Source organism: Campylobacter sp. BCW_4323 (assembly GCF_001763115.1).
GTDB lineage: Bacteria > Campylobacterota > Campylobacteria > Campylobacterales > Campylobacteraceae > Campylobacter_D > Campylobacter_D jejuni.
Genome location: NZ_MJYC01000026.1, coordinates 59,036 through 80,664, shown reverse-complemented (window position 1 = coordinate 80,664; position 21,629 = coordinate 59,036). Strand labels below are relative to the sequence as shown.

Genomic DNA, 21,629 nt, shown 5'->3' with positions numbered 1-21,629 from the left:
CTTACTTAAGCATATTTATTAGAAATTTCCTCTACTATACTATCAGAGATAATAAAATCTGTATGATAAAGCAAGCAAGATCCCGCGCTAATAACTTTTAAAACAAGTTTTTTATTGTTTTTTTCATTAGGATTATGTGCATTTCTAGCAATTTCATGAATTTCATAGATTAATTCTCTATTTAACCTTGTCAAATCTAGCTCTATGATATTTTTTTCAAATTCCTTAGGTTCTGCGGTAAAATGATTTTCTTCTTTATTTTTGAAATCTTTTTTTGCTCCAAATTTTTTTATAGCTTTAATCTCGCCATCTTCAAGACTTTGTAAATCTTTAATTGCTTTTAAAAAAAAGCTAGGCTTCTCCCCTCCCTCAGCTTTAAATCCCAATACAAAACCATAGGCATTATTTTTTAAATTTTCATCTTTGATGATGTTTTCTATTTCTTCTACATTGCTTTCAAATACAGTAGCATCAAACGAAGAATAATAATCCAAAATTTCAATTCTACCATAACGCTTATTATTTTTACTCATCATGGATTTGAAATCTTCAATTTTACCTATACTTAAAATTTCTCCATTATTTTTTAAACTTTCAAAATCTAAACTTTTAACATAATCTATGGCATTAATTTGCTCATAAAATCGATCTAAAGGATGGCCCGAAACATAAATTCCTAAAATTTCTTTTTCATATCCTAATTTTTCCATCACTTCAAATTCTTCATTTTTGGGAGTAAAATTTACTTGAACACCTGAAGTTAATTCCTCTTCACCAAAAAGAGAACTTGCAGCATTTTTTCTTACTTCAGCCATTTTACGCGATGCTTCGCTAAGATTTTCCATATTATCAAACAAAGCTTTTCTAGTAAAACCAAACTCATCAAAAGCCCCTGCCTTAATAAGACTTTCTAATGTTCTACGGTTTATTTTGGTAGGATCTATCTTACCTAAGAAATCATTAATATCCTTAAATTCACCATCTTGTCTTGCTTCAAGTAAATTTTCAACTGCAGGAATACCCACACTTTTTATAGCCCCAAGTCCGTATATAATAGCATCCTTGCCATCTTGCTCTAAAGCACTAAATTCACGGATCGCTTTGTTAATCGATGGAGGTAAAAGTTTAATATTCATTTTTTTCATCTCATCAATATAAACAGCAATTTTATCCACATTGTTTTCTTCGCTTGTTAAAAGCGCTGCCATAAATTCACTAGGATAATAAGTTTTTAAATAAGCTGTTTGAAAAGTAACCAACGCATAAGCCGCAGAGTGAGATTTATTAAAACCATATCCTGCAAATTTTACGATAAGCTCCCATAAATCCTCAGCTTTTGCTCTATCATATCCTTGCTTTTCTGCTCCATCTGCAAAATCAGTTTTAAGCTTTTTCATCTTCTCAGGATCTTTTTTACCCATAGCACGACGCACTACATCAGCACCTCCTAAAGAAAAGCCACCTATAATTTGAACAATTTGCATAACCTGTTCTTGATAAACAATAACCCCATAAGTAGGTTCTAAAACCTTTTCTAAGCTGTCAAAAGGATATTCTATACTTTTTAAACCGTGCTTTCTATCGATAAAATCATCAAGCATTCCTGATTCCATAGGGCCTGGACGATAAAGTGCAAGAACCGCAATGATATCTTCAAAACGCTCTGGTTTTAAGCGTGCATTTAAGCTTTGCATACCGCCTGATTCAATTTGAAAAATCCCTAAAGTATTTCCACTTTGTATGGTTTTATAAACTTTGCTATCATTTACATCTATAGTTTCCCAAATAATGTCTTTATTATAACGCTTTTTAATAAGCTTGATTGCATTATTGATTACTGTTAAAGTTTTTAGACCTAAAAAGTCAAATTTTATCAAATCCACATCTTCTAAATGATCTTTAGAATACTGCGTTACTAAATGTCTTTCATCATTTTTACTTTGTCTAAAAAGCGGAGTTTTCTTCCATAAACTTTCATTAGAAATTACAACACCTGCTGCGTGCATACCGGCATTGCGATTTAATCCTTCTAAAGCTCTTGCATATTCCCAAACTTCAGGACCCTTAGGATGACGTTCAATAAATTCTTTGATTTTAGGTTCTTTTTCATAAGCAGCATCAAGAGTGATTTTAAGCTCTTCAGGCACAAGTTTAGCAAGCTCATCAGCATCTTGAATACTCATATCACAAACTCTAGCCACATCACGAATCACCCCTTTAGCTAAAAGCTTACCAAAGGTAATAACCTGTGCAACCTTATCTGCTCCATATTTATCAATCACATAATCAATCACTTCAGCACGTCTGTCTTGACAAAAATCCACATCAATATCAGGCATGCTCACACGCTCAGGATTTAAAAAACGCTCAAAAAGTAGACTATAAGGAATAGGATCTAAATCCGTAATCCTCAAACAATAAGAAACCAAACTTCCTGCAGCTGATCCTCTTCCAGGACCTACTGGAATGCCTTTATCTTTAGCCACTTTAATAAAATCATGAACAATAAGCATATAACCTGAAAATTTCATATTTTTAATGATATTAATTTCTACTTCAAGTCTTTGTTTATATTCTTTATGCTTACTTTCATCGATAAATTTTAATCTCTCTTCAAGTCCCTTTTTACAAAGCTCTTCAAAAACTATGTCATCATTATCAAAGCTAAATTCTTTTGTTTCTTCAGGTAAGGTAATATTATGATCTTTAGCATATTCTCTTGTAAATTTGAAATTCGGTGGAGTGGGATTGCCAAGATTAAGCTCTAAATTACATTTTTGTGCGATTTCTTGTGTATTTTCTATAGCTTCTGGAATATCTGCAAAAAGCTCACTCATTTGCTCAGGACTTTTAACATAAAATTCATGCACACTATGACGCATTCTATCAGGATCATTAAGTTTTTTTCCCATAGCTATACACATAAAAACCTCATGGGCAGCCGCTCTTTCTTTAAAAGTATAATGCGTATCATTTGTAGCAATGATTTTTATATTTAATTCTTTAGAGAGTCTGATAATATCATCATCTATCATTCTTTGATCGCTTATACCATGACGCATGATTTCAAAATAAAAATCATCTTTAAAAACTTTTTTATACCATAATGCTGCTTCTTTTGCTGCTTCATAGCCTTTTGCACCAAAACGCACATTTCTTTCACTATAAGTATTTAAGTGCCAATTTACTTCACCTTGCAAGCAAGCAGAAGAACAAATAAGACCTTCGCTATAATCTTCCAAAAGCTTTTTATTGATACGCGGATAATAATACAAACCTTTAATATAACTTTGAGAACTTAAATACATTAAATTTTGATATCCGATCTCATTTTTTGCATACAAACAAAGGTGAAAACGCTGACGAGAACTTTTATCATCTAATTCATCGTGATTATGCAAATACGCTTCCATACCAATGATAGGTTTTAAACCTTGTGCTTTCATTGTTTGATAAAAATCAATTGCCCCAAACATATTTCCATGATCTGTCATAGCCACACTTGTAGCACCCTGCTCTTTTAAAGTCAAAGCTAATTCTTTAAGCTTATTGGCTCCATCAAGCAAAGAATATTCTGTATGTAAATGCAAGTGTGTAAATTGACTCATTTTCTTCCTTTAATTTTTTAAGGCTTATTTTAATTTTGATAAAAATTATAAATTTTTCTCGCTGAATTTGAAAGAAATTGGCCCTAAATTTCAACTTAAATTTTACAAAAAGGCAAAAATTCAGCCAAAATAAACTATAATAAAAATTTAAGATTTTAATCTTAAAATAAAATAAACTTTTCAAAGGATGAAACAATGAAAGTAAAAATTACTTATTGTAATCTTTGAAATTATCGCCCACAAGCTGCAAGGGTTGCAGAAGAACTACAAAGCGATTTCAAAGATATTGAAGTAGAATTTGAAATTGGCGGTAGAGGTGATTTTATCGTTGAAGTAGATGGAAAAGTTATCTTCTCTAAAACACAACTTATTAATTGCGAAAGCGAAAGATTTCCACATCAAAATGAAATTAATCAATTGATAAAAAATAGAGTGTAATCAAACACTCTATCATAACATTTTCTCATATTCCTTGCCAATATATATGTTTTGCTCATACTCGATAATAGGACGCTTAATACAACTTGGATTTTCTAATACAATTTTCTCAAGTTCTTTTTCATTTAAATTTTTAACTTTTTCCTTGCTTAAACCAAGTTTTTTAGAGGTTAATCCAGCAGTATTGATAAGATCTTCAAAAGATTTTTGTTTTAACCATGTGTATAAAATATCTTGATTAATCTTTTTAATATCCATAAAATCAAACACAATGCCTTTTTGTGTTAAAGCATCCATAGCTTTTTTTACGGAATTGCAATTTTTAATACCATAAAGTTTCATTTTCTAGCCTTTTTTACCAAATCTGCGATTAAAAAAGCAAGTTCTAATGCTTGATCCGCATTAAGTCTTGGATCGCATTGAGTCTCATAACGATCTTCCAAGCTTTGAGCAGTAACATTGCTTGCACCACCTGTACATTCTGTTACATCTTTCCCAGTCATTTCAAGATGCACCCCACCTGGATAAATTCCTTCGCTTATTGCAATCTCAAAAAAAGATCTCACTTCTTGCATGATTTTATCAAACTCACGTGTTTTAAAATTACCTGCTTTTACTGTATTTCCATGCATAGGATCTATACTATATACCAAATTTAAACCTTCGCTTTTAAGTTTAGAGAAAATTTTTGGCAAATTATTGATAATTTTATCTGCACCCATGCGGATAATAATATTTAATCTTCCTTCTTCATTATTTGGATTTAAAACATTTGCTAAAGCTATGATATCATCAGCACTTGCACTAGGTCCTATTTTAACCCCTAAAGGATTTTTTACTCCTCTTAAAAAATGTACATGAGCTTCATCAAGCGCCCTTGTTCTTTCACCTATCCAAAGCATGTGAGCTGAACAATCGTAAATTTCTCCACTTAAACTATCCACTCTAGTTAAAGCTTCTTCATAAGGCAAAAGTAAAGCTTCATGTGAAGTATAAACACTAACTTCTCTTAGACTTGGGGTATTACTTGTATTAATCCCACAAGCTTCCATAAAAGCTAAAGCTTGTGAAATTTTTTCACTGATATTAGTATATTGCTTATGGAGTTCACTCTTTTTTAAAAAGCCCAAATTCCAACGATGTACTTCATGCAAATCTGCTAAACCACCCTTAGCAAATCCGCGCAACAAATTTAGCGTTGTTGCACTTTGATAATAAGCTTCAAGCATTCTACGTGGATCAGGAATGCGTGCTTGTTCGCTAAATTCAAAACCATTAATAATATCACCACGATAACTAGGAAGACTTATACCATTTAACTCTTCAAAATCACTACTTCTTGGCTTGGCAAACTGCCCTGCAATACGACCAATTTTTACAACAGGACATCCACCGGCAAATGTAAGCACTATAGCCATTTGAAGTAAAATTTTAAACATATCACGGATATTTACAGCACCAAAATTTTCAAAGCTTTCAGCACAATCTCCACCTTGAAGTAAAAAAGCTTCTTTTTTACAAACTCTTGCTAAAGACTTTTGAAGATTTCTCACTTCTCCAGCAAAAACCAAAGGAGGAAGTTTCTCAAGTCTTGCTAAAACTCTATTCATTTCCTCTTGATCTGGATAGATAGGTTGCTGTTTTATGGGATAGTTTTTCCAAGAATTCTTAGTCCACATGGTTTTTTCTTTCGTTTTATTGATCAGCTTCCTCTATAAGTTGAATAACCAGAAGGAGAAAGGGTTATTGGAACATGATAATGTTTTTGATCTTTAGAAAGCTCAAAACTTACCTCTACAAAAGGATAAAAAGTATTTATTTTGTGTGATGTGTAATAGTCTTTTGTAAAAAATTTAAGCTTATAAATTCCAAAAGCCCTATTTTCAGCTTTTTCATATGGTAATAAATCCCCTATTCTACCATTTTCTTCGGTAAATTCTTCACTTACTTTTTTCCACTGTTGATTTGCTTCCAACTTATAAAGCTCAACTTTTACTTTAGGAGCAGGTTGTCCAGAAGTAATATCCAAGACATGAGTGCTTAATTGATATTCAGTAGCACTCAAAAACATTGGCACGCTTGCTAATATTAATAAAGTTTTTTTAATAGAAAACATTTTCTCTCCTTATATAATATTTACAAGGAATATTATATAAGAGCATTATTAATAATTAAAATCAAATAATAAAAATTATAAATTAATTATAATTATTTAATTGTTAGACTTATAATAAAAAATAATTATAAATTATTTTTTAAGCTCTTTAATACGTGCTGCTTTACCGCGTCTATCTCTTAAGTAGAATAATCTTGCACGGCGTACACGACCACGACGCAAAACAATAATACTTTCCAAACTTTCACTATAAATAGGGAAAATTCTCTCAACGCCAACATTATTAGCACCCATTTTACGTACGATAAAAGTTTCACTTACGCCATTACCTCTTCTAGCAATACAAATACCCTCAAAATTTTGGATTCTTGTTTTATCCCCTTCTTTGATACGAATTGCAAGCTTTAAAGTATCACCAGCACGAAAATCTGGAACATTTTTACCTTCAATTTGTTTTGCTTCAAATTGTTCTATATATTTATTTTTCATATAAATCCCTTATTTTTTGCGTTCATGCTCTAAAAATAAATCTGGACGAAAAAATTTCGTTTTGCAAGACGCCAAAGTAGTTTTTAAACTTGCAATTCTAGCGTGATTACCCTTTAAAAACTCTGAAGGAGTATAAAATTTTTGATTTTTTTTCTCAAAAATAAAAGGTTTTGAAAAAGCAGGTGCTTCGAGTAAATTATTTTCAAAGCTTTCTTCTTCCAAACTTTCCATATTCCCTAAAACCCCGTTAACATTTCTTAAAATCGCATCACACATTACAAGCGCAGGTAATTCTCCTCCTGTTAAAATAAAATCCCCTATGCTAAAAACTTCATTCGCAAAAATTTCAAGCACTCTTTCATCTACGCCTTCATAGCGCCCACATACAAAAACTATGTGTTCTTTTTTACTTAAGCGTTTGGCATCTTTTTGATTAAAGGTTTTACCACTTGGATTTAAAAAAATAAAATAGGGATTTTCTTTTTTTTCTTGAATACTTTTTAACACCTCATACATAGGTTCAGCTTGCATCAAAAGTCCAGCTCCACCACCTATTTTATAATCATCGACTTTATGATAAGAATTTTTAGAAAAATCTCTTGGGTTATAAAAATTAAGTTTGAAAAGTTTTTTTTCTTTTGCTCTTGCAAGTATAGAATCCTGAAAGTAAAATTCCATAAGATTAGGGAATAAAGAAACGAAACTAAATTTCATGAATTTTCTAAAATTAAAAAAGCATCTTGCGTGCAAAAAATCTGTCGTTTTTCTATATCTATATTTTTAACAAATTTATCTAGATATGGAATAAAAAATATTTTAGAATATTTTTTATTCACCCATTTTTCATCACTTTGAATTTCAAATAAATAAGAAGCTCCAGTTTCCAAGATATCAACAACTTTACCTAATCTTTTATCTTCTTCAAAAACTTCACACTCTAAAATATCAAAATAAAAAAACTCATCTTTTTTTAATTTACAAGTTTGTCTGCTTTTCTCAATACTCTGAAAAAGAATAAGATTAGTTAATTCTTTGGCCTTTTCTATATCTTCATAATTTTCAAATAAAACAGTAGAATTGCTTGCATTATAATGCTTAATCTTTAACATTTCTTTGGTGTTTTTTATAAAAAAAGTAGCATCTTTTTTAAATTGAGAAGAAAAGTCGCTCAGGTTATGCAATTTTACATAACCCTTAAGACCCACAGTTTTACCAAGTTTTGCAACTTGAACAAAATCTTTTTCACTCAAGTGCTTTTACCGTTACTCTATAAGAACTTGCATCCTTACTCTTATAAGCAGAGATTACGGTTTTTATAGCATTGATCATTTTTCCATTTTTACCTATAAGCTTACCTGTATCAACCTTATGTGCAAAAAGAACAATCTCAAAAAAATTTTCACTTAATTCAATTTTTTGAGTGTCAATCTGTTCAGGATAATCTGCAATTAATTTTGCGTATTCTCTAAGAAAATTCTCTACCATGATTATTTGCTAGTGATAGAAGCAACTTTATCGCTAAGTTTTGCACCAACACTTTTCCAATAAGCTAAACGCTCTGCATCAACTTTAATTACCTCAGGTTCTACCATAGGATTATAATATCCAATACTTTCTATCCAACCACCATCACGACGTTTTCTACTGTCTGTAACCACAATACGATAAAATGGTCTTTTAGTTCTACCCATTCTTGTAAGTCTAATAACTGTCATTTATACTCCTTAAAAATTAAAAATTTTATTTATAGATACTATAAAAAGTATTTATAAATAAAATTTAAAATTGTCTTCTAGCTTGGCTCATCATTTGTGTCAAATTCTCCATTCCTTTTTTACCTGAAAATCTTTTTGCAAGTTTTGCTGCATTACTAAATTGTTTTAAAAAACGATTGACTTCTACCTGAGAAAGACCTGCTCCCTCTGCTATACGACGTTTTCTAGCATTATTTAACAAATCAGGATTTTCTCTTTCTTTTGGAGTCATTGAAGAAATCATTGCCTTAATATGTATAATCTCTTTAGAATTATCCAAATCTATATCTTTTACCGCATTTGCCATTCCGCCAAGCCCTGGTATCATACCGATTAAAGACTTCATACTTCCTAATTTTTTAATACTTTCCATTTGGTTAAGAAAATCATTAAAATTAAATTCACCTTTTTTGATTTTTTGATTGAGTTTTTTAGCTTCTTTTTCATCAATCACTGCAGCAGTTTTTTCAGCTAAAGTAGCCAAATCACCCTCGCCCATGATACGACTTACTATGCGATCTGGTATAAAAACTTCTAAATCTGCTACTTTTTCACCTACACCAATAAATCTTAAAGGAATGCCGATTTGTTTTGCTATACCTAAGGCTACCCCACCTTTAGTATCTGCATCAAATTTTGATAAAATTACCCCGCTGATACTCAAGGCTTCATTAAAACTAGCCGCAGTCTTAACCCCATCTTGACCACTCATTGCATCAGCAACATAGAAAATCTCATCAGGATTTAAAACATCCTTAACTGATTTTAATTCATTCATCAAAGTCTCATCTATAGCCAAACGCCCAGCAGTATCCACAAGCAAAACATCCACCATAGAACTTTCAGCCTTTTTTAAAGCCTCTTTAGCAACCCTAATAGGATCTTTTTCATTTTCTATGAAGAAAAGTTCAATTTCATTAGCTTCACAAAGTTGTCTTAGCTGCTCCACTGCCGCTAAACGCTGTAAATCACAAGCTGCAACTAAAACTTTTTTATTGCGTAATTTTAAATAATTTGCAAGTTTGATAGTGCTTGTAGTCTTACCGCCCCCTTGCAAACCTGCCATTAGAACTACTGTTGGGGGTTTAGAAGCAAAAACAAAACCTTGATTTTTACCATTGACACTTAAAATATTTTCTAAATTTACTTTAATGGCATTTAAAAATTGTTTTTGACCTATTCCGTTTTGCTTTACATCTTCTTCTATTAAAGTCAAAAGCTCTTTAGTTACCTTATGGTGAACATCCGCTTTTAAAAGAGCTTTTTTTAAGGTTTCTAAAGCGTTCTTAAGTGCTTTTTCATCATCAACAAAACGTAATTTATTGATCGCCGATTTAAAAGATTCGCTAACTAACTCAAACACTTTATCACCTTTCTATAAAATTTTTAAATTAAACCTTGCATTATACAAAATTTTTTCTTAAATGGCTTTAAAAATCTAAATTTTTTATCTCAAAACCAAATTTTGTAAAACCACTATCTAAATTAGCCTTAAAATGATAATTAAAAATTTTAATTTCATAGCTGTGTAAATACATTCTATCGCTTGAAATTTTAGCATATTTTTCATCGCCTATAACACCATGTTTTATAAATTTAGCATGTACTCTGATTTGATGAGTTCTACCTGTTTGAATGACTATTTTTGCTAAGGTTTTTTTTGACTGCATCATAATAGGAGTAATGATACTTAAAGCACTTAAACCATCTTTTGAAACTTTACTTAATGCTCCATATTTTGCTTTTATGGTAAAAATAGGCTCATTCACTTCAACCTCTTCAGCCAAAACCCCATCTAAAACCGCAATATAACTTTTATAAACTCTGTGTTTTTTAAATTCTTCTATACAAAGCTTTCTAAAATCTTCATCTTTGCAAAGCAAAATCACACCGCTTGTTTCTTTGTCTAAACGATTTAAAAGCTTGGCATTAAATTTTTTCTCCAAGTCTTCACTCACATAAGCGTAAGGTTTATTAATAGCAATAATCTTATCATCTTCAAAAATAATTTGAGGATTTTTAGCTTTTATCACATTAAATCTTGCCTTATCGCTCATCAAAGCTCTAGCAACCACAACTTTTTTTCCATGTGAAAAAACACAACCCTTATCAATCAAATCTTTAGCTTCACGATTTGAAATTTTTTCTTGCAAAGCTAAGAGTTTATAAGCTTTTTCTTGCATCAATTCCCTTTTGTATAGTTTGCATGATAAGATCTAAATTTTCTTTTTTGGAAATTTTAGCTTTTAAATTTAAATAATGGATTTTATCATTTAAATCTTTTAAATTTTCACAAAAATATACATTTTCCACTTCTTCAAACAAAGCCTTTTGATTGTGAATAAATTTCCCGCTGATTAATACATTGTCAAAATATGCCACTTCTATAGGATTGTGTCCTCCTATGCCTTCTATGAAAGAACCTCCAAGTACAACAACATCAGAAATTGCATAAAAATTTACAAGCTCCCCTAAAGTATCTAAAAGTAAAATTTTTTTAGAAAATTTCTTATTTTCATCTTTTAAAGAGCTAAATTTTTCAAATTCTAAACCTTTGTTTAAAAGCAAATTTTCAACTTCTTTAAAACGCTCAGGGTGTCGTGGGGCGATAATGAGTTTTTCATTTTCTTCTAGTTTAAAATGATCAAGCAAAAGCTCTTCTTCGTCTTTATGCGTACTGGCAAAAATGATAAGTTTTTCCTTAGGTTTGGCATAAATTTTATTATTTTTAATCTCTAAATTTGCCTTAATATTTTTAAAAATTTTAACATTTTTAGCTCCCAAACTTTCAAGTCTTGCTTTATCTAAATCACTTTGAGCAAAAACTTCATCAATATAAGAAAAAATTTTTTTATAAAAAAAAGAAAATCTTTGATAAGAATGATAAGATTTATCAGATATTCTTGCATTAAGCAAAATAATCTTAGCCTTATAAATACGTGCCATAAAAACAAGCATAAGCCAATATTCTGCTTCAAAAATTACCAAAACCTTACAAGGATTAAACCAAAAAGGCAAAAAATTTTCAAAAGCAAGATAATTTACCTTTTTACAAAATTCTTTTGCACACTCAAAACCTGTTTGAGTAATAGTAGTTATTCTTGAATCAAATTTCAAAACCAAAGCTTTAATACTTCTTACCTCCCCGTAAGAACAAGCATGAAAATGTACATCAGCTTTTTCTTGATGTAAATTTTTATAAAGAAAAAATCGGGATTTTAAACTAGTTTTGTATTTGGATTTTAAAAAAGAAAGCAAAAGAATAAAGACGGCACAAAATAAAAATGCCGTCCAAGTTAAAAAATAATAAAAAAAGATCAATTTTGTTCTTCTTGCTCTTTATAAAGAATTCTTCCACAATGAGGACAAGTTACAATCTCTTCACCTTTTACAACAGACAGATAAGTCTTATCGTAAATTTTCATAAAACATCCATAGCATGCTTGTTTTTTAACAGGAACTACAGCAGTATTTTTCGCCCATTTGCGAATTTTTTCATAAAAACTTAAAACTTTTTGATTCATCTCGCCCACAAGTTTGGTTTTTTTATCATAAACACTCATTCTATCTTTTTCAAGAACTTCCATTTCAGATTTAATGCTTACTCTAATCTCATTAATATTTTGCTCTTGTTTGATTTTTTCTTCTTCAAGTTCTTTTTTATAAGTTTCTTTATTCTCTAAAATTTTATCCAGTCTTACAATTTCATCATTTGCAGCGTCTAATTGCTCTTTTGCAATATCTTCTTCAATTTTTAAAGCATTAGCTTCTTTTTCTGTTTTTACTGCACCACTTTTTTTAGAAAGCTCTTTAATTTTTGCCGAAAACTCAGAAATATGAGCATTATTTTGTACTTTTTGATTTTCTATATCTTTGATTTCTTCATCGATTTTTTCTAAATCTGTGTTGATTTTTCCTATTTTTAACTCAGCATCTTTTAAAGTCTTATTAATACTGTCTATTTTTGGTTCATAACTATCAATTTCTTGATCTATTTTTGATAAAAGCACTAATTGTTCAAGATATTTATTCATTTATTTTCCTTAAAAATATTGAAATGGATTTTTTGAAACTGTTATTATAACTTGTAGCGGCAAATTTTTCAAGTCTTTTGCTAAACATTGAGAAAAATATCTCTCACTTTCAAAATGACCCAAATCAATAAGACTGATTTGATTACTAAGCGCCTCTAAAGCTTGATGATATTTAAAATCTCCACTTAAAAAACAATCCGCATCTACTTTAGAAATTAAATCCCCGCCACTTCCAGTACATATAGCAATGCGCTTAATATCTTTTTTGCCACAATCACTTGCACGTAAAATTTGCAAATTTAACTTTTTTTTCACCCAGTCACACAAAGCTTCAAAAGACATAGAATTTTCCACATAAATTAAAAATTCATCTTTAAAAGAAATTTTAAAACCTAAAATTTCTTCCGTAAAATAAGTATTTAAATGACTCAAATCGTAATTTGTATGCATACTGATCAAAGAAATATTTTTACAAATCATTTCTTTGATAAAAGCCCTAGGATAAGTCTTGTCATATAAATCTTTTAGACCTTTAAATATCAAAGGATGGTGTGTGATAATTAAAGAATTTTCACTCGCTTCTTTAATGATATTTTCATCAATATCTAAGCTTAAATAAACAGTTGAAATTTCACTATCCTTATCTCCAAGCAAAATTCCACTATTATCCCATGACTCTTGGATATTAAAGGGACTTAATTGATCTAAAAAATTATAAATTTCACTCAGCTTCATTTAAATTTTTCTTATAAATTTCAGCACAATTTTTTGAAAGCTCACGAATTTTTAACATATAATCTTGTCTTTGTGCTACAGAAATTGCTCCTCTTGCATCTAAAAGATTAAAAGTATGTGCAGCAAGCATACAATAATCATAAGCAGGTAAAGCTAGTCCTTGTTCTAAAATATTTTTACATTCCTTATAAGAATTTTCAAACTGCTCATTCAAGATTTTAATATCACTTACTTCAAAATTGTATTTACTAAATTCATATTCACTTTGCTTATGCACATCTGCGTATTTAATTTTTTCTCCATTAAATTCACTCCAAACTATATCATAAACATTATCAACATTTTGAAGATACATGGCTATTCTTTCAAGACCATAGGTAATTTCAGCACTTACTAAATCTACTGCTATACCTCCAACTTGCTGAAAATAAGTAAATTGAGTAACTTCCATACCATCAAGCCATACTTCCCAGCCTAAACCCCAAGCACCTAAACTTGGACTCTCCCAATTATCTTCAACAAAACGAATATCATGACTTTTTAAATCAAAACCCAAATTTTCAAGACTTTTAAGATATAATTCTTGGATATTATCAGGACTAGGTTTAATCAAAACTTGAAATTGATAATAAGCACCTAAGCGATTAGGATTTTCACCATAACGTCCATCAGTAGGCCTTCTACTTGGAGCCACATAAGCAGCTGCCCAAGGTTTTTTTCCTAAACTTCTTAAAAAAGTTGCTGGATGAAAGGTTCCTGCACCTGCTGGCATATCATAAGGTTGCATAACCGCACAACCTTGCTCTTGCCAATAATTTTGTAAATTAAGTATCATTTGTGAAAAAGTCATTGTATCTCTCTTTATTGTTCCATATTTTCAATAGGTTTTTCTAAATTTTTATTCATTTCCAAATCAGGCTCTGTCTTAGCTCCAAAAATTTCTGCAGTTTTACTCCACATTAATTTATATTTACGCTTGAGAAATTCTATCTCTTCACGCGCATGTTTTAACTCATTGTTTAAGGTTTCTATAGTTTTTCTATCTTCATCATAAAGCTCTTGCATAGAATAAAGGGCATCTTTTAAAAATTTATTTTCATTTTTTAATGCTTCAAGTGTTTCATCTTTAGCATCTAAAACTTTTTCATGTAAATTTAAAATAGTTCCTATTGTTTTTTCAACAAAACTTTCTCCTGCTAAAGTCATTGAATTTACCATTGCAGTTTGAGATTTTGCAGAACTAGGTACTACACTAAAAGTACCTTGATGAGCTTCGATGTAAATTTTACCCTCTTCTTCTTTAAAATTTAAAGCCCCATTGGCCATCATACCCTTAACCACATCTTCATTTAAATGCACAAGTTTACAAAATTCTTCAAGTTCAAGATAGGTTTGCATTTTTATCCCTTATAATAAAACTTCTACTTCTTTTGAATCAGATACAAGTTTTTTTTCTTTTTCAAGACGATCTTCTTTAAGCTTTTGTGCTAAATCAACATCATAAATAGCTAAAATTTGCATAGCCAAATAAGCAGCATTGATTGCTCCAGCCTTGCCAATAGCTAAAGTTCCTACAGGAATTCCACTAGGCATTTGCACCGTAGAAAACAAAGAATCCATACTTGCAAGATTGCTTCCTGGCATAGGCACCCCCAAAACAGGTTTTGTGGTATAAGCTGCAACAGCTCCAGCCAAATGCGCCGCCATTCCAGCTGCTGCTATAAAAACCTTCGCACCCTTTTCTTCAGCATTTGCAATATACTCTTTTGTTCTTTTTGGACTACGATGAGCTGATGAGATAATAAGTTCATACTTTATCCCAAAACTTTCTAAAGTTTTAGCAGCCTCTTTCATAGTCTCATAATCACTCTTGCTTCCCATTAAAATAGAAACAAAATTCATCTATATTTCCTTTCTTAAAAAACTTAATGCACTGATTTTATTTGGTAATTGGATTTCATGTTCATTGCCACTATGAATTTCGCTAAATTCTTTATTGTTTTTAGCAATGAGTTTTTTAAACTCTATAAAATATTTATCCTCTTTTTGATAAATTTTACCTAGTTCATTATCGCAAGTTTGAATCACATCGCCTAAAGGAGCTAAAATTTCATAAGGCGTGTTTAAAACGATTTTCCCTTTACATTTAAAAAAGCTTCCATCTTCGCTTATAGCATGCACTTGATGAGAACCTTCTTCTATGCTTGTATTATGATTTTGCGTGTCGGTTTTTTCCAAAGGACGCGAAACAAGATAGCCATCTGTAAAACCACGATTTTTAAGTGTAGCAATCTCTTTTTCATACTTACTTGACTCAAATTTACCCTCTAAAGCATCTTGTATGGCCATTTTATAAGTCCTTGTTGTAAGTGCAACATAATATTCACTTTTAGTACGCCCTTCTATTTTAAAAGCACTGATACAATTTTCTTGCATGATTTTTTCTATATAAGAACAAAGATTTAAATCCTTAGAATTAAACACATGAGTACCATTTTCATCTTCTTCTAAACGAAATAAAGTACCATTTTCTGGATTTTTAGCATAAAGCTCATAATTAAATCTGCAATCATTTGCACAAGATCCACGATTGCTCATTCTTCCACTTTGCACTGAGCTTATTAAACAACGCCCTGAATAAGCAAAACACATAGAACCATGCACAAAGGCTTCGAGTTCAATATCACAATTTTCCTTTAAAGCTTTAGCGTCTTTAAGCCCTAATTCTCTGGCAATTACAACCCTTTTAGCACCCATATCCTTATAAACTTGAGCATCTAAATAATTTAAAATATTTGCCTGAGTAGAAACATGTAAAGAAATTTCAGGTGCAAGTTCTTTAACAAGACGCATAGCTCCAACAGAAGCTACAATAAATGCATCGGGTTTCATCTCACGTAATTTTAATATATGTCTTTTTAAGCCTTCAATTTGAGAGCTTAAATGAAAACCATTTAAAGTAACATAAATTTTTTTACCACGCTCATGGGTATATTTGATAGCTTCTTCAAAACTTTCATAATTAAATTCTCTTGCAGTGCGTGATCTTAAAGAAAAATTATTCACACCCGCATAAACCGCATCTGCGCCATAAGCTAAAGCAATTTTTAATTTTGTGAAATTTCCTGCAGGAGCTACTATTTCAGGAATGATCATTTTTGCCCTAAACTTGCAATTAAAGCTTCTATATCATCATTACTTACAACATCAGTAGTGCTATCACCTTCAATATGCACTGCAGAACTTACACGTTTTTTATCATCAATTTTACCTTCAAATAAAGAACTCATATAACGACTTAAAGCACGCATTACATTAATAACACGTTCGATTTTTTGACGATGTATATCTTGATATTGCATTGCATCCATTGCCATCATCACTTCATCTTGTCCGCTTTGAAGATTTCCGACAATCTCCCTAGAACTTTTTTTAGCTTGATTGTTTAATTCTAAAGCTTCACTGAAACTTTCTACATTAGGAAATTTTTCATTAAGTTTGGAAAAAATATCAATATTTTTTTCTATTGCTTTATTTATTTCTTTGAGTAAACTTTCAGAATCCGCAAAAAAATTATTAATACTTTCAAGCTTATCCATCATTTCCGTTGCTTTAAGCTCGCTATCTTTTGTAACATCATCTAACTGATGCACAACTTTATGCTCCTGATTTGGTGGGGGTGGTGGCCATACTACACTAGGATTAGGTTTGTAATCAGCTATTTTGACATCTTCTAACATCAAAGCATCTTCTTCGGTATTCGATTCTTCGGTTTTTACCTCTGCTTCTGTCTCTGAATCAAGATCAACATCACCGTTCATCAAAGCATCAAGCTCTTCTTGAGTCATTTTTTTCCTTTTTTTAAATCTAGATTTTCAATAATTTCTCAAAATTATAATCAATTTTATCTAAAACAAAAATATAAATTTTTATTTTTTAATCTTTTTAAATTAAATTTTTAAATTTATTAAAAAAAATATATTAATTAAATCTTAATTAAAAATTTTATGATATAATTTTATGAATTTAATTACATAAAGGAGTAAAAATATGGGAAAATTTGTTAATAATATAGATGATTTTTTCAAATTTTGCAAACAAAATGAAGTGCTTTTTGTTGATTTTCGTTTTACAGATATGATAGGAACTTGGCATCATATTACCTATAATCTTCATGCAATCAATGAAGAAACATTTCAAACTGGCATTCCATTTGATGGAAGCTCAATCCATGGATGGCAACCTATAGAAAAATCAGATATGATTTTAAAACCTGATGCTCAAAGTGCTTTTTTAGATCCTTTTACAGCTGATCCTACTATCATAGTATTTTGTGATGTGTATGATATTTACAAAGGACAAATGTATGAAAAATGTCCAAGAAGCATAGCAAAAAAAGCAATGGAACACCTTAAAAATAGTGGCATAGCTGATACTGCTTACTTTGGACCAGAAAATGAATTCTTTGTTTTTGATAGTGTAAAAATAGTTGATACTACTCATTGTTCTAAGTATGAAGTTGATACCGAAGAAGGAGAGTGGAATGATGATAGAGAATTTACCGATAGCTACAATACTGGACACAGGCCAAGAAACAAAGGTGGATATTTTCCAGTTCAGCCAATTGATTCTTTAGTAGATATTCGTTCTGAAATGGTTCAAACCCTTGAAAAAGTAGGTCTTAAAACTTTTGTTCATCATCATGAAGTTGCACAAGGACAAGCTGAAATAGGAGTAAATTTTGGCACGCTTGTAGAAGCAGCTGACAATGTTCAAATTTATAAATATGTTGTAAAAATGGTAGCTCATTTAAATGGCAAAACTGCCACTTTTATGCCAAAACCTTTATACGGAGATAATGGCAATGGTATGCATGTTCATATGAGCTTATGGAAAGATGGAGTAAATTTATTTTACGATAAAGATGGATACAGTGGACTTAGTCAAACTGCTATAAATTATATAGGTGGAATTTTAAAAAATGCTAGAAGTGTTGCAGCTTTTACAAATCCAAGTTCCAACTCTTACAAAAGAATAGTTCCTGGCTTTGAAGCTCCTTGTATTTTAACTTATTCTTGTCAAAACAGATCAGCAAGTTGTCGCGTTCCTTATGGCATAGGTAAAAATTCAGCTCGTATAGAAATTCGCTTCCCTGATAGCACTGCTAATCCTTATTTAGCTTTTGTTAGTCTTTTAATGGCAGGTCTTGATGGAATCAAAAATAAAACCATTCCTGTGGGTCCTATGGATGAAAATTTATTTGATCTTACTTTGGATGAAATACGTGAAAAAGGGATAGAGCAATTACCACATACTCTAAGAGGAAGTTTAGAAGCTTTAATCCGACATAATTCTTATTTAAAACCTGTAATGAGCGATATTTTTATCGATGACTATCAGCATTTAAAATTTGAAACACAAGTTTGGCCAGTAGAAGCTCGTCCAACTGCTTATGAATTTAAAACTTGCTACTCTTGCTAAAAATTTAATGGCGTTTAACACGCCATTAAACAAAAAAGAATTAAAAATTATTTATTTTATATCAACTATCGCTTAAGCTGATTTACAATTCCTAGCATATCATCACTTGTTGTAATTGCCTTAGAACCCGCTTCATAAGCTCTTTGTCCTGTGATAAGATCTGTCATTTCTTCAACAAGCTGAACATTACTAAGTTCTATAAATCCATGTCTTATTGTTCCAAGCCCATCTTGTCCTGCTATACCCGCAACAGGTGCACCACTTGCTCCTGTTTCAAGATAAAGATTATCACCCATAGAATGAAGACCCGCTGGATTTATAAACTGAACTAGCTCCACTTGGCCAATTTGAGTTTCTTGTTGCTCCCCTGGTAGCATTACAGAAACGGTTCCATCTGTAGCAACATTAATTGCTGTTGCGCCTTCGGGTATTGTCATTTCAGGTAAAAGTCTATAACCGTCTGAATTTACAATATTACCTTCATTATCTTTTGTAAATTGCCCATTTCTAGTATATCCTATAGTGCCATCAGGAAGTTGTATTTGAAAAAACCCATTACCTGCAATAGCCATATCAAGACCATCAGTACTTGTTGATTTTAAATTTCCTTCAGTAAAAACTTTAGTTACCGCTGTTGGACGCACACCCACACCCACTTCTATACCCGAAGGAGAAAGAGTAGTAGCTGAAGTTGAAGTTCCTGCATACTTCATAACTTGATACATAAGATCAGCAAATTCTGCGCGACTTTTCTTAAAACCTGCTGTATTAACATTGGCGATGTTATTTGAAGTAACATCAATTTGTGTTTGCTGCGCTACCATTCCCGTAGCAGCAGTATGAAGTGATCTCATCATTTTTAATCCTTTTTTATTTTATTTTAAATTATTTAACAGCTGCAAGCTTATTGATAGCTTCTTGATTTAAGTCATCCATATGAGCTGTCATAACTTTTTGATACATTTCTACCATTCTGTTTGCTTCAATCAATCCTACCATTTCAGTAACTGGATTAACATTTGATCCCTGAGAAAAACCTTGGCGAATGGCATTGGAGTTTTCCAAATCTCTAATGCGGGTTAGATCATCTATTTTATAGACATTATCTCCATCTTTTTGCAAAGCTCTTATATCATCTACTTGTGCTACAAATAATCTTGCATTTTGAACTCCATCAACTTCAATGCTTCCGTTTTTATCAACGCTAATTTGAACAGCACCATTAGGAATGCGTATGCCAGCATTCTGAGGATTATTAAAATAATCACTACTTAACACCTTGTATCCTTGCTTATTTACCAAATAACCCTCATCATCAAGTTGAAAATTTCCATCTTTAGTTAATCTTACTTCTCCATCTTTGGTCTGAACCAAATAAAAAGTATCTTCTCTAGTCATTGCTAAATCCAAAGGATTGTTTGTGGCCTTTAAAGAACCTAGGCTGAAATCCGTATATTCTTGAGAAACTTGCGGGATTCCATCTATTGTAGTATTTACAAAACGAGATGCATCTCTTGTGTGATTTTCTATAGGCAACTCATCCTGAGTTTCTTTAAAAATCCTTTTAAAATCTGCAATAACCACATCATCTCTTTTATATCCACTTGTATTAATATTGGCAAGATTATTAGTAATCACATCAAGTTTATTGAACTGAGTTACCATTCCGCCAGTTGCTTGATAATATCCATTTTGCATATTTTCACCTATAAAATTAAGATTTTATAGCCATAAAAGCAAAGAGTGTTCCAACTTTTAAAAACAAAGAAAAATAAATATTTGAAAGATTATTAGGAGAGAATTTTAAACTACAAAAAGCAAGATTTGACTCAATCTTGCTTTAAAAATCAATTTTAATCCATTTGACGACGCAAGAAAGTTGGTGTTTCAATTTGCGCCATTATCTCTTCATCGTAACCACCGCTTACCTTTTTAAGACTTAAATAAGGATTTTTCCTAGAAGCTTGAGCTTCTTCGGTAGATTTTTTAACTACTGTATCTTTGTCTTCAAACCCCGTCGCAATAATAGTTACTTCAACTCTATCTTCCATGCTATCATCTGTGGTAGAACCAAAAATAATCTTAGCATTTTCATCAACAATTTCTTGTATACTATTTGCTGCTGCCGAAATTTCAAACAAAGAGCAATTAGAACTTGTTTTAAAATGTAAAATAACTCCCTTGGCACCCTTAATATCCATTCCATCAAGCAAAGGAGATTCTATAGCGTTTGAAAGAGCCTCTTCTATGGCATTTTCACCACTAGCACTACCAACACCCATAAGCGCGAGTCCGCGATGACTCATGATGGTTCTTACATCCGCAAAGTCAACATTAATATCTCCATTATCAAGCAAGATAGACACCATACCTTTTACAGCACGAGCTAAAATATCATCAACCAATCTAAAAGCATCTTTAATGCCTGCTTTTTTATCAATAATGCTCAATAATTTTTCATTTTGAATTACAAGAATAGAATCACTTTCTTTTTTAAGCTCAAGGAGACCGCTTTCAGCAAGTTTTTTTCTTTGTTTTCCTTCGAATGCAAAAGGCATGGTTACAACAGAAACAGTTAAAGCTCCAATCTCTTTAGCTGCTTGTGCAATAACTGGAGTGGCACCCGTTCCAGTACCTCCACCAAAACCTGAAGCAATAAATACAATATCACTTTGACTAAGACTTGCTTTTATTTCCTCAAAACTTTCTCTAGCACTTTCTGCACCTACTTCAGGAAGCATACCAGCGCCTAAACCTTTAGTTTTTTTCTCGCCAAGTTGAATTTTAGTTTTTGCTAATGAAATTGAAATAGCTTGTGCATCAGTATTCGCTGCAATTAAATCAAGATCGTTTAATCCCATTTTAACCATATGGTTAATCATATTACCGCCACCGCCACCGCAGCCTATAACCTTAATTTTTGCACCTTTATTATGTTGCATTTCTTCTACTAAAAATTCGCTCATAAAAATTT

The 21,629-nt window shown here is 31.3% G+C and carries 24 protein-coding genes; 2 read left to right on the top strand and 22 right to left on the bottom strand.

The window, feature by feature from the left end; genetic code table 11:
• Positions 1-5: 5 nt before the first annotated feature.
• On the bottom strand, positions 6-3,608 hold the full coding sequence (gene dnaE / locus AJN60_RS01030) for a DNA polymerase III subunit alpha (protein ID WP_070240512.1): 3,603 nt from the start codon (positions 3,606-3,608) through the stop codon (positions 6-8).
• Between the two features lie 195 nt (positions 3,609-3,803).
• On the opposite strand from dnaE, the gene AJN60_RS09275 reads away from it, so the two are divergent.
• Positions 3,804-4,046, top strand: a complete 243-nt coding sequence (locus tag AJN60_RS09275; RefSeq protein WP_257841653.1) for a SelT/SelW/SelH family (seleno)protein — start codon at positions 3,804-3,806, stop codon at positions 4,044-4,046.
• A gap of 12 nt (positions 4,047-4,058) precedes the next feature.
• On the opposite strand, the gene AJN60_RS01025 is transcribed toward AJN60_RS09275, so the two are convergent.
• The 18 genes from AJN60_RS01025 to AJN60_RS00940 form a co-directional block, all read right to left on the bottom strand.
• A complete protein-coding gene (locus AJN60_RS01025) occupies positions 4,059-4,388 on the bottom strand; it encodes an ArsC/Spx/MgsR family protein (RefSeq protein WP_052859040.1) in 330 nt (109 codons plus the stop codon).
• Positions 4,385-5,725 (bottom strand): class II 3-deoxy-7-phosphoheptulonate synthase, encoded by a 1,341-nt coding sequence (locus AJN60_RS01020; protein WP_070285710.1) that lies wholly within the window; start codon positions 5,723-5,725, stop codon positions 4,385-4,387. The genes AJN60_RS01025 and AJN60_RS01020 overlap by 4 nt, the downstream gene beginning before the upstream one ends.
• Positions 5,726-5,748: 23 nt before the next feature.
• Entirely contained in the window at positions 5,749-6,162 is a 414-nt protein-coding gene (gene uraH / locus AJN60_RS01015; protein ID WP_070285709.1) for a hydroxyisourate hydrolase, read from the bottom strand.
• A 132-nt stretch (positions 6,163-6,294) separates the two neighbouring features.
• Positions 6,295-6,651: a 50S ribosomal protein L19 gene (rplS, locus tag AJN60_RS01010; protein ID WP_002861395.1), complete on the bottom strand. Its 357-nt coding sequence runs from the start codon at positions 6,649-6,651 to the stop codon at positions 6,295-6,297.
• 9 nt (positions 6,652-6,660) lie between these two features.
• A complete protein-coding gene (trmD, locus tag AJN60_RS01005) occupies positions 6,661-7,365 on the bottom strand; it encodes a tRNA (guanosine(37)-N1)-methyltransferase TrmD (RefSeq protein ID WP_070285708.1) in 705 nt (234 codons plus the stop codon).
• Positions 7,362-7,901 (bottom strand): ribosome maturation factor RimM, encoded by a 540-nt coding sequence (rimM, locus tag AJN60_RS01000; protein WP_052859035.1) that lies wholly within the window; start codon positions 7,899-7,901, stop codon positions 7,362-7,364. Before rimM ends, trmD begins: the two co-directional genes overlap by 4 nt.
• Positions 7,894-8,136 (bottom strand): KH domain-containing protein, encoded by a 243-nt coding sequence (locus AJN60_RS00995; RefSeq protein WP_002852144.1) that lies wholly within the window; start codon positions 8,134-8,136, stop codon positions 7,894-7,896. The genes rimM and AJN60_RS00995 overlap by 8 nt, the downstream gene beginning before the upstream one ends.
• Positions 8,137-8,138: 2 nt before the next feature.
• A complete protein-coding gene (gene rpsP, locus AJN60_RS00990) occupies positions 8,139-8,366 on the bottom strand; it encodes a 30S ribosomal protein S16 (protein ID WP_002852274.1) in 228 nt (75 codons plus the stop codon).
• A gap of 64 nt (positions 8,367-8,430) precedes the next feature.
• On the bottom strand, positions 8,431-9,768 hold the full coding sequence (gene ffh, locus AJN60_RS00985) for a signal recognition particle protein (RefSeq protein ID WP_070285707.1): 1,338 nt from the start codon (positions 9,766-9,768) through the stop codon (positions 8,431-8,433).
• A 67-nt stretch (positions 9,769-9,835) separates the two neighbouring features.
• A complete protein-coding gene (locus tag AJN60_RS00980) occupies positions 9,836-10,588 on the bottom strand; it encodes an RluA family pseudouridine synthase (protein ID WP_052859031.1) in 753 nt (250 codons plus the stop codon).
• The gene (gene waaA / locus AJN60_RS00975; protein WP_070285706.1) at positions 10,569-11,726 is read right to left on the bottom strand and encodes a lipid IV(A) 3-deoxy-D-manno-octulosonic acid transferase; all 1,158 of its coding nucleotides are present in this window, start codon (positions 11,724-11,726) and stop codon (positions 10,569-10,571) included. The genes AJN60_RS00980 and waaA overlap by 20 nt, the downstream gene beginning before the upstream one ends.
• Positions 11,723-12,439 carry a zinc ribbon domain-containing protein gene (locus tag AJN60_RS00970; RefSeq protein ID WP_002888864.1) on the bottom strand — a complete coding sequence of 239 codons (717 nt, stop codon included), beginning with the start codon at positions 12,437-12,439 and terminating at the stop codon, positions 11,723-11,725. Before AJN60_RS00970 ends, waaA begins: the two co-directional genes overlap by 4 nt.
• Positions 12,440-12,448: 9 nt before the next feature.
• Positions 12,449-13,174: a Nif3-like dinuclear metal center hexameric protein gene (locus AJN60_RS00965; protein WP_070240519.1), complete on the bottom strand. Its 726-nt coding sequence runs from the start codon at positions 13,172-13,174 to the stop codon at positions 12,449-12,451.
• Entirely contained in the window at positions 13,161-14,024 is an 864-nt protein-coding gene (gene glyQ, locus AJN60_RS00960; RefSeq protein WP_070285705.1) for a glycine--tRNA ligase subunit alpha, read from the bottom strand. The genes AJN60_RS00965 and glyQ overlap by 14 nt, the downstream gene beginning before the upstream one ends.
• An 11-nt stretch (positions 14,025-14,035) precedes the next feature.
• Positions 14,036-14,572 carry a DUF3972 domain-containing protein gene (locus tag AJN60_RS00955; protein WP_002852251.1) on the bottom strand — a complete coding sequence of 179 codons (537 nt, stop codon included), beginning with the start codon at positions 14,570-14,572 and terminating at the stop codon, positions 14,036-14,038.
• Between the two features lie 9 nt (positions 14,573-14,581).
• Positions 14,582-15,076 carry a 5-(carboxyamino)imidazole ribonucleotide mutase gene (gene purE, locus AJN60_RS00950; protein WP_070240521.1) on the bottom strand — a complete coding sequence of 165 codons (495 nt, stop codon included), beginning with the start codon at positions 15,074-15,076 and terminating at the stop codon, positions 14,582-14,584.
• Positions 15,077-16,330 (bottom strand): peptidase U32 family protein, encoded by a 1,254-nt coding sequence (locus AJN60_RS00945; RefSeq protein WP_002855167.1) that lies wholly within the window; start codon positions 16,328-16,330, stop codon positions 15,077-15,079.
• Complete coding sequence (locus AJN60_RS00940) at positions 16,327-17,022, bottom strand: chemotaxis protein (protein WP_044794184.1); 696 nt, start codon at positions 17,020-17,022, stop codon at positions 16,327-16,329. The genes AJN60_RS00945 and AJN60_RS00940 overlap by 4 nt, the downstream gene beginning before the upstream one ends.
• 202 nt (positions 17,023-17,224) lie before the next feature.
• On the opposite strand from AJN60_RS00940, the gene glnA reads away from it, so the two are divergent.
• Positions 17,225-18,655, top strand: coding sequence for a type I glutamate--ammonia ligase (gene glnA / locus AJN60_RS00935; RefSeq protein ID WP_002854995.1), 1,431 nt, complete (start codon positions 17,225-17,227; stop codon positions 18,653-18,655).
• A 65-nt stretch (positions 18,656-18,720) separates the two neighbouring features.
• Here the strand turns inward: glnA and flgG are convergent, their stop codons facing one another.
• From flgG to ftsZ, 3 genes are all read right to left on the bottom strand, one after another.
• Positions 18,721-19,512, bottom strand: a complete 792-nt coding sequence (gene flgG / locus AJN60_RS00930; protein WP_002852142.1) for a flagellar basal-body rod protein FlgG — start codon at positions 19,510-19,512, stop codon at positions 18,721-18,723.
• 28 nt (positions 19,513-19,540) lie between these two features.
• The gene (locus AJN60_RS00925) at positions 19,541-20,353 is read right to left on the bottom strand and encodes a flagellar hook-basal body protein (RefSeq protein WP_070285704.1); all 813 of its coding nucleotides are present in this window, start codon (positions 20,351-20,353) and stop codon (positions 19,541-19,543) included.
• 155 nt (positions 20,354-20,508) lie between these two features.
• Positions 20,509-21,621: a cell division protein FtsZ gene (ftsZ, locus tag AJN60_RS00920; RefSeq protein ID WP_070285703.1), complete on the bottom strand. Its 1,113-nt coding sequence runs from the start codon at positions 21,619-21,621 to the stop codon at positions 20,509-20,511.
• Positions 21,622-21,629: the final 8 nt, after the last annotated feature.

What these genes read in the sequence shown, in the direction of transcription:
- AJN60_RS00995 (WP_002852144.1), bottom strand. Translation starts at nt 8,136, where the DNA reads ATGGTAGAGAATTTTCTTAGAGAATACGCAAAATTAATTGCAGATTAT.
- ftsZ (WP_070285703.1), bottom strand. Translation starts at nt 21,621, where the DNA reads ATGAGCGAATTTTTAGTAGAAGAAATGCAACATAATAAAGGTGCAAAA.
- glnA (WP_002854995.1), top strand. Translation starts at nt 17,225, where the DNA reads ATGGGAAAATTTGTTAATAATATAGATGATTTTTTCAAATTTTGCAAA.
- AJN60_RS00955 (WP_002852251.1), bottom strand. Translation starts at nt 14,572, where the DNA reads ATGCAAACCTATCTTGAACTTGAAGAATTTTGTAAACTTGTGCATTTA.
- AJN60_RS01025 (WP_052859040.1), bottom strand. Translation starts at nt 4,388, where the DNA reads ATGAAACTTTATGGTATTAAAAATTGCAATTCCGTAAAAAAAGCTATG.
- AJN60_RS00940 (WP_044794184.1), bottom strand. Translation starts at nt 17,022, where the DNA reads ATGACTCAAGAAGAGCTTGATGCTTTGATGAACGGTGATGTTGATCTT.
- AJN60_RS01020 (WP_070285710.1), bottom strand. Translation starts at nt 5,725, where the DNA reads ATGTGGACTAAGAATTCTTGGAAAAACTATCCCATAAAACAGCAACCT.
- uraH (WP_070285709.1), bottom strand. Translation starts at nt 6,162, where the DNA reads ATGTTTTCTATTAAAAAAACTTTATTAATATTAGCAAGCGTGCCAATG.
- rpsP (WP_002852274.1), bottom strand. Translation starts at nt 8,366, where the DNA reads ATGACAGTTATTAGACTTACAAGAATGGGTAGAACTAAAAGACCATTT.
- rplS (WP_002861395.1), bottom strand. Translation starts at nt 6,651, where the DNA reads ATGAAAAATAAATATATAGAACAATTTGAAGCAAAACAAATTGAAGGT.
- flgG (WP_002852142.1), bottom strand. Translation starts at nt 19,512, where the DNA reads ATGATGAGATCACTTCATACTGCTGCTACGGGAATGGTAGCGCAGCAA.
- AJN60_RS00970 (WP_002888864.1), bottom strand. Translation starts at nt 12,439, where the DNA reads ATGAATAAATATCTTGAACAATTAGTGCTTTTATCAAAAATAGATCAA.
- glyQ (WP_070285705.1), bottom strand. Translation starts at nt 14,024, where the DNA reads ATGACTTTTTCACAAATGATACTTAATTTACAAAATTATTGGCAAGAG.
- purE (WP_070240521.1), bottom strand. Translation starts at nt 15,076, where the DNA reads ATGAATTTTGTTTCTATTTTAATGGGAAGCAAGAGTGATTATGAGACT.
- dnaE (WP_070240512.1), bottom strand. Translation starts at nt 3,608, where the DNA reads ATGAGTCAATTTACACACTTGCATTTACATACAGAATATTCTTTGCTT.
- AJN60_RS00980 (WP_052859031.1), bottom strand. Translation starts at nt 10,588, where the DNA reads ATGCAAGAAAAAGCTTATAAACTCTTAGCTTTGCAAGAAAAAATTTCA.
- AJN60_RS00945 (WP_002855167.1), bottom strand. Translation starts at nt 16,330, where the DNA reads ATGATCATTCCTGAAATAGTAGCTCCTGCAGGAAATTTCACAAAATTA.
- AJN60_RS00925 (WP_070285704.1), bottom strand. Translation starts at nt 20,353, where the DNA reads ATGCAAAATGGATATTATCAAGCAACTGGCGGAATGGTAACTCAGTTC.
- AJN60_RS00965 (WP_070240519.1), bottom strand. Translation starts at nt 13,174, where the DNA reads ATGAAGCTGAGTGAAATTTATAATTTTTTAGATCAATTAAGTCCCTTT.
- trmD (WP_070285708.1), bottom strand. Translation starts at nt 7,365, where the DNA reads ATGAAATTTAGTTTCGTTTCTTTATTCCCTAATCTTATGGAATTTTAC.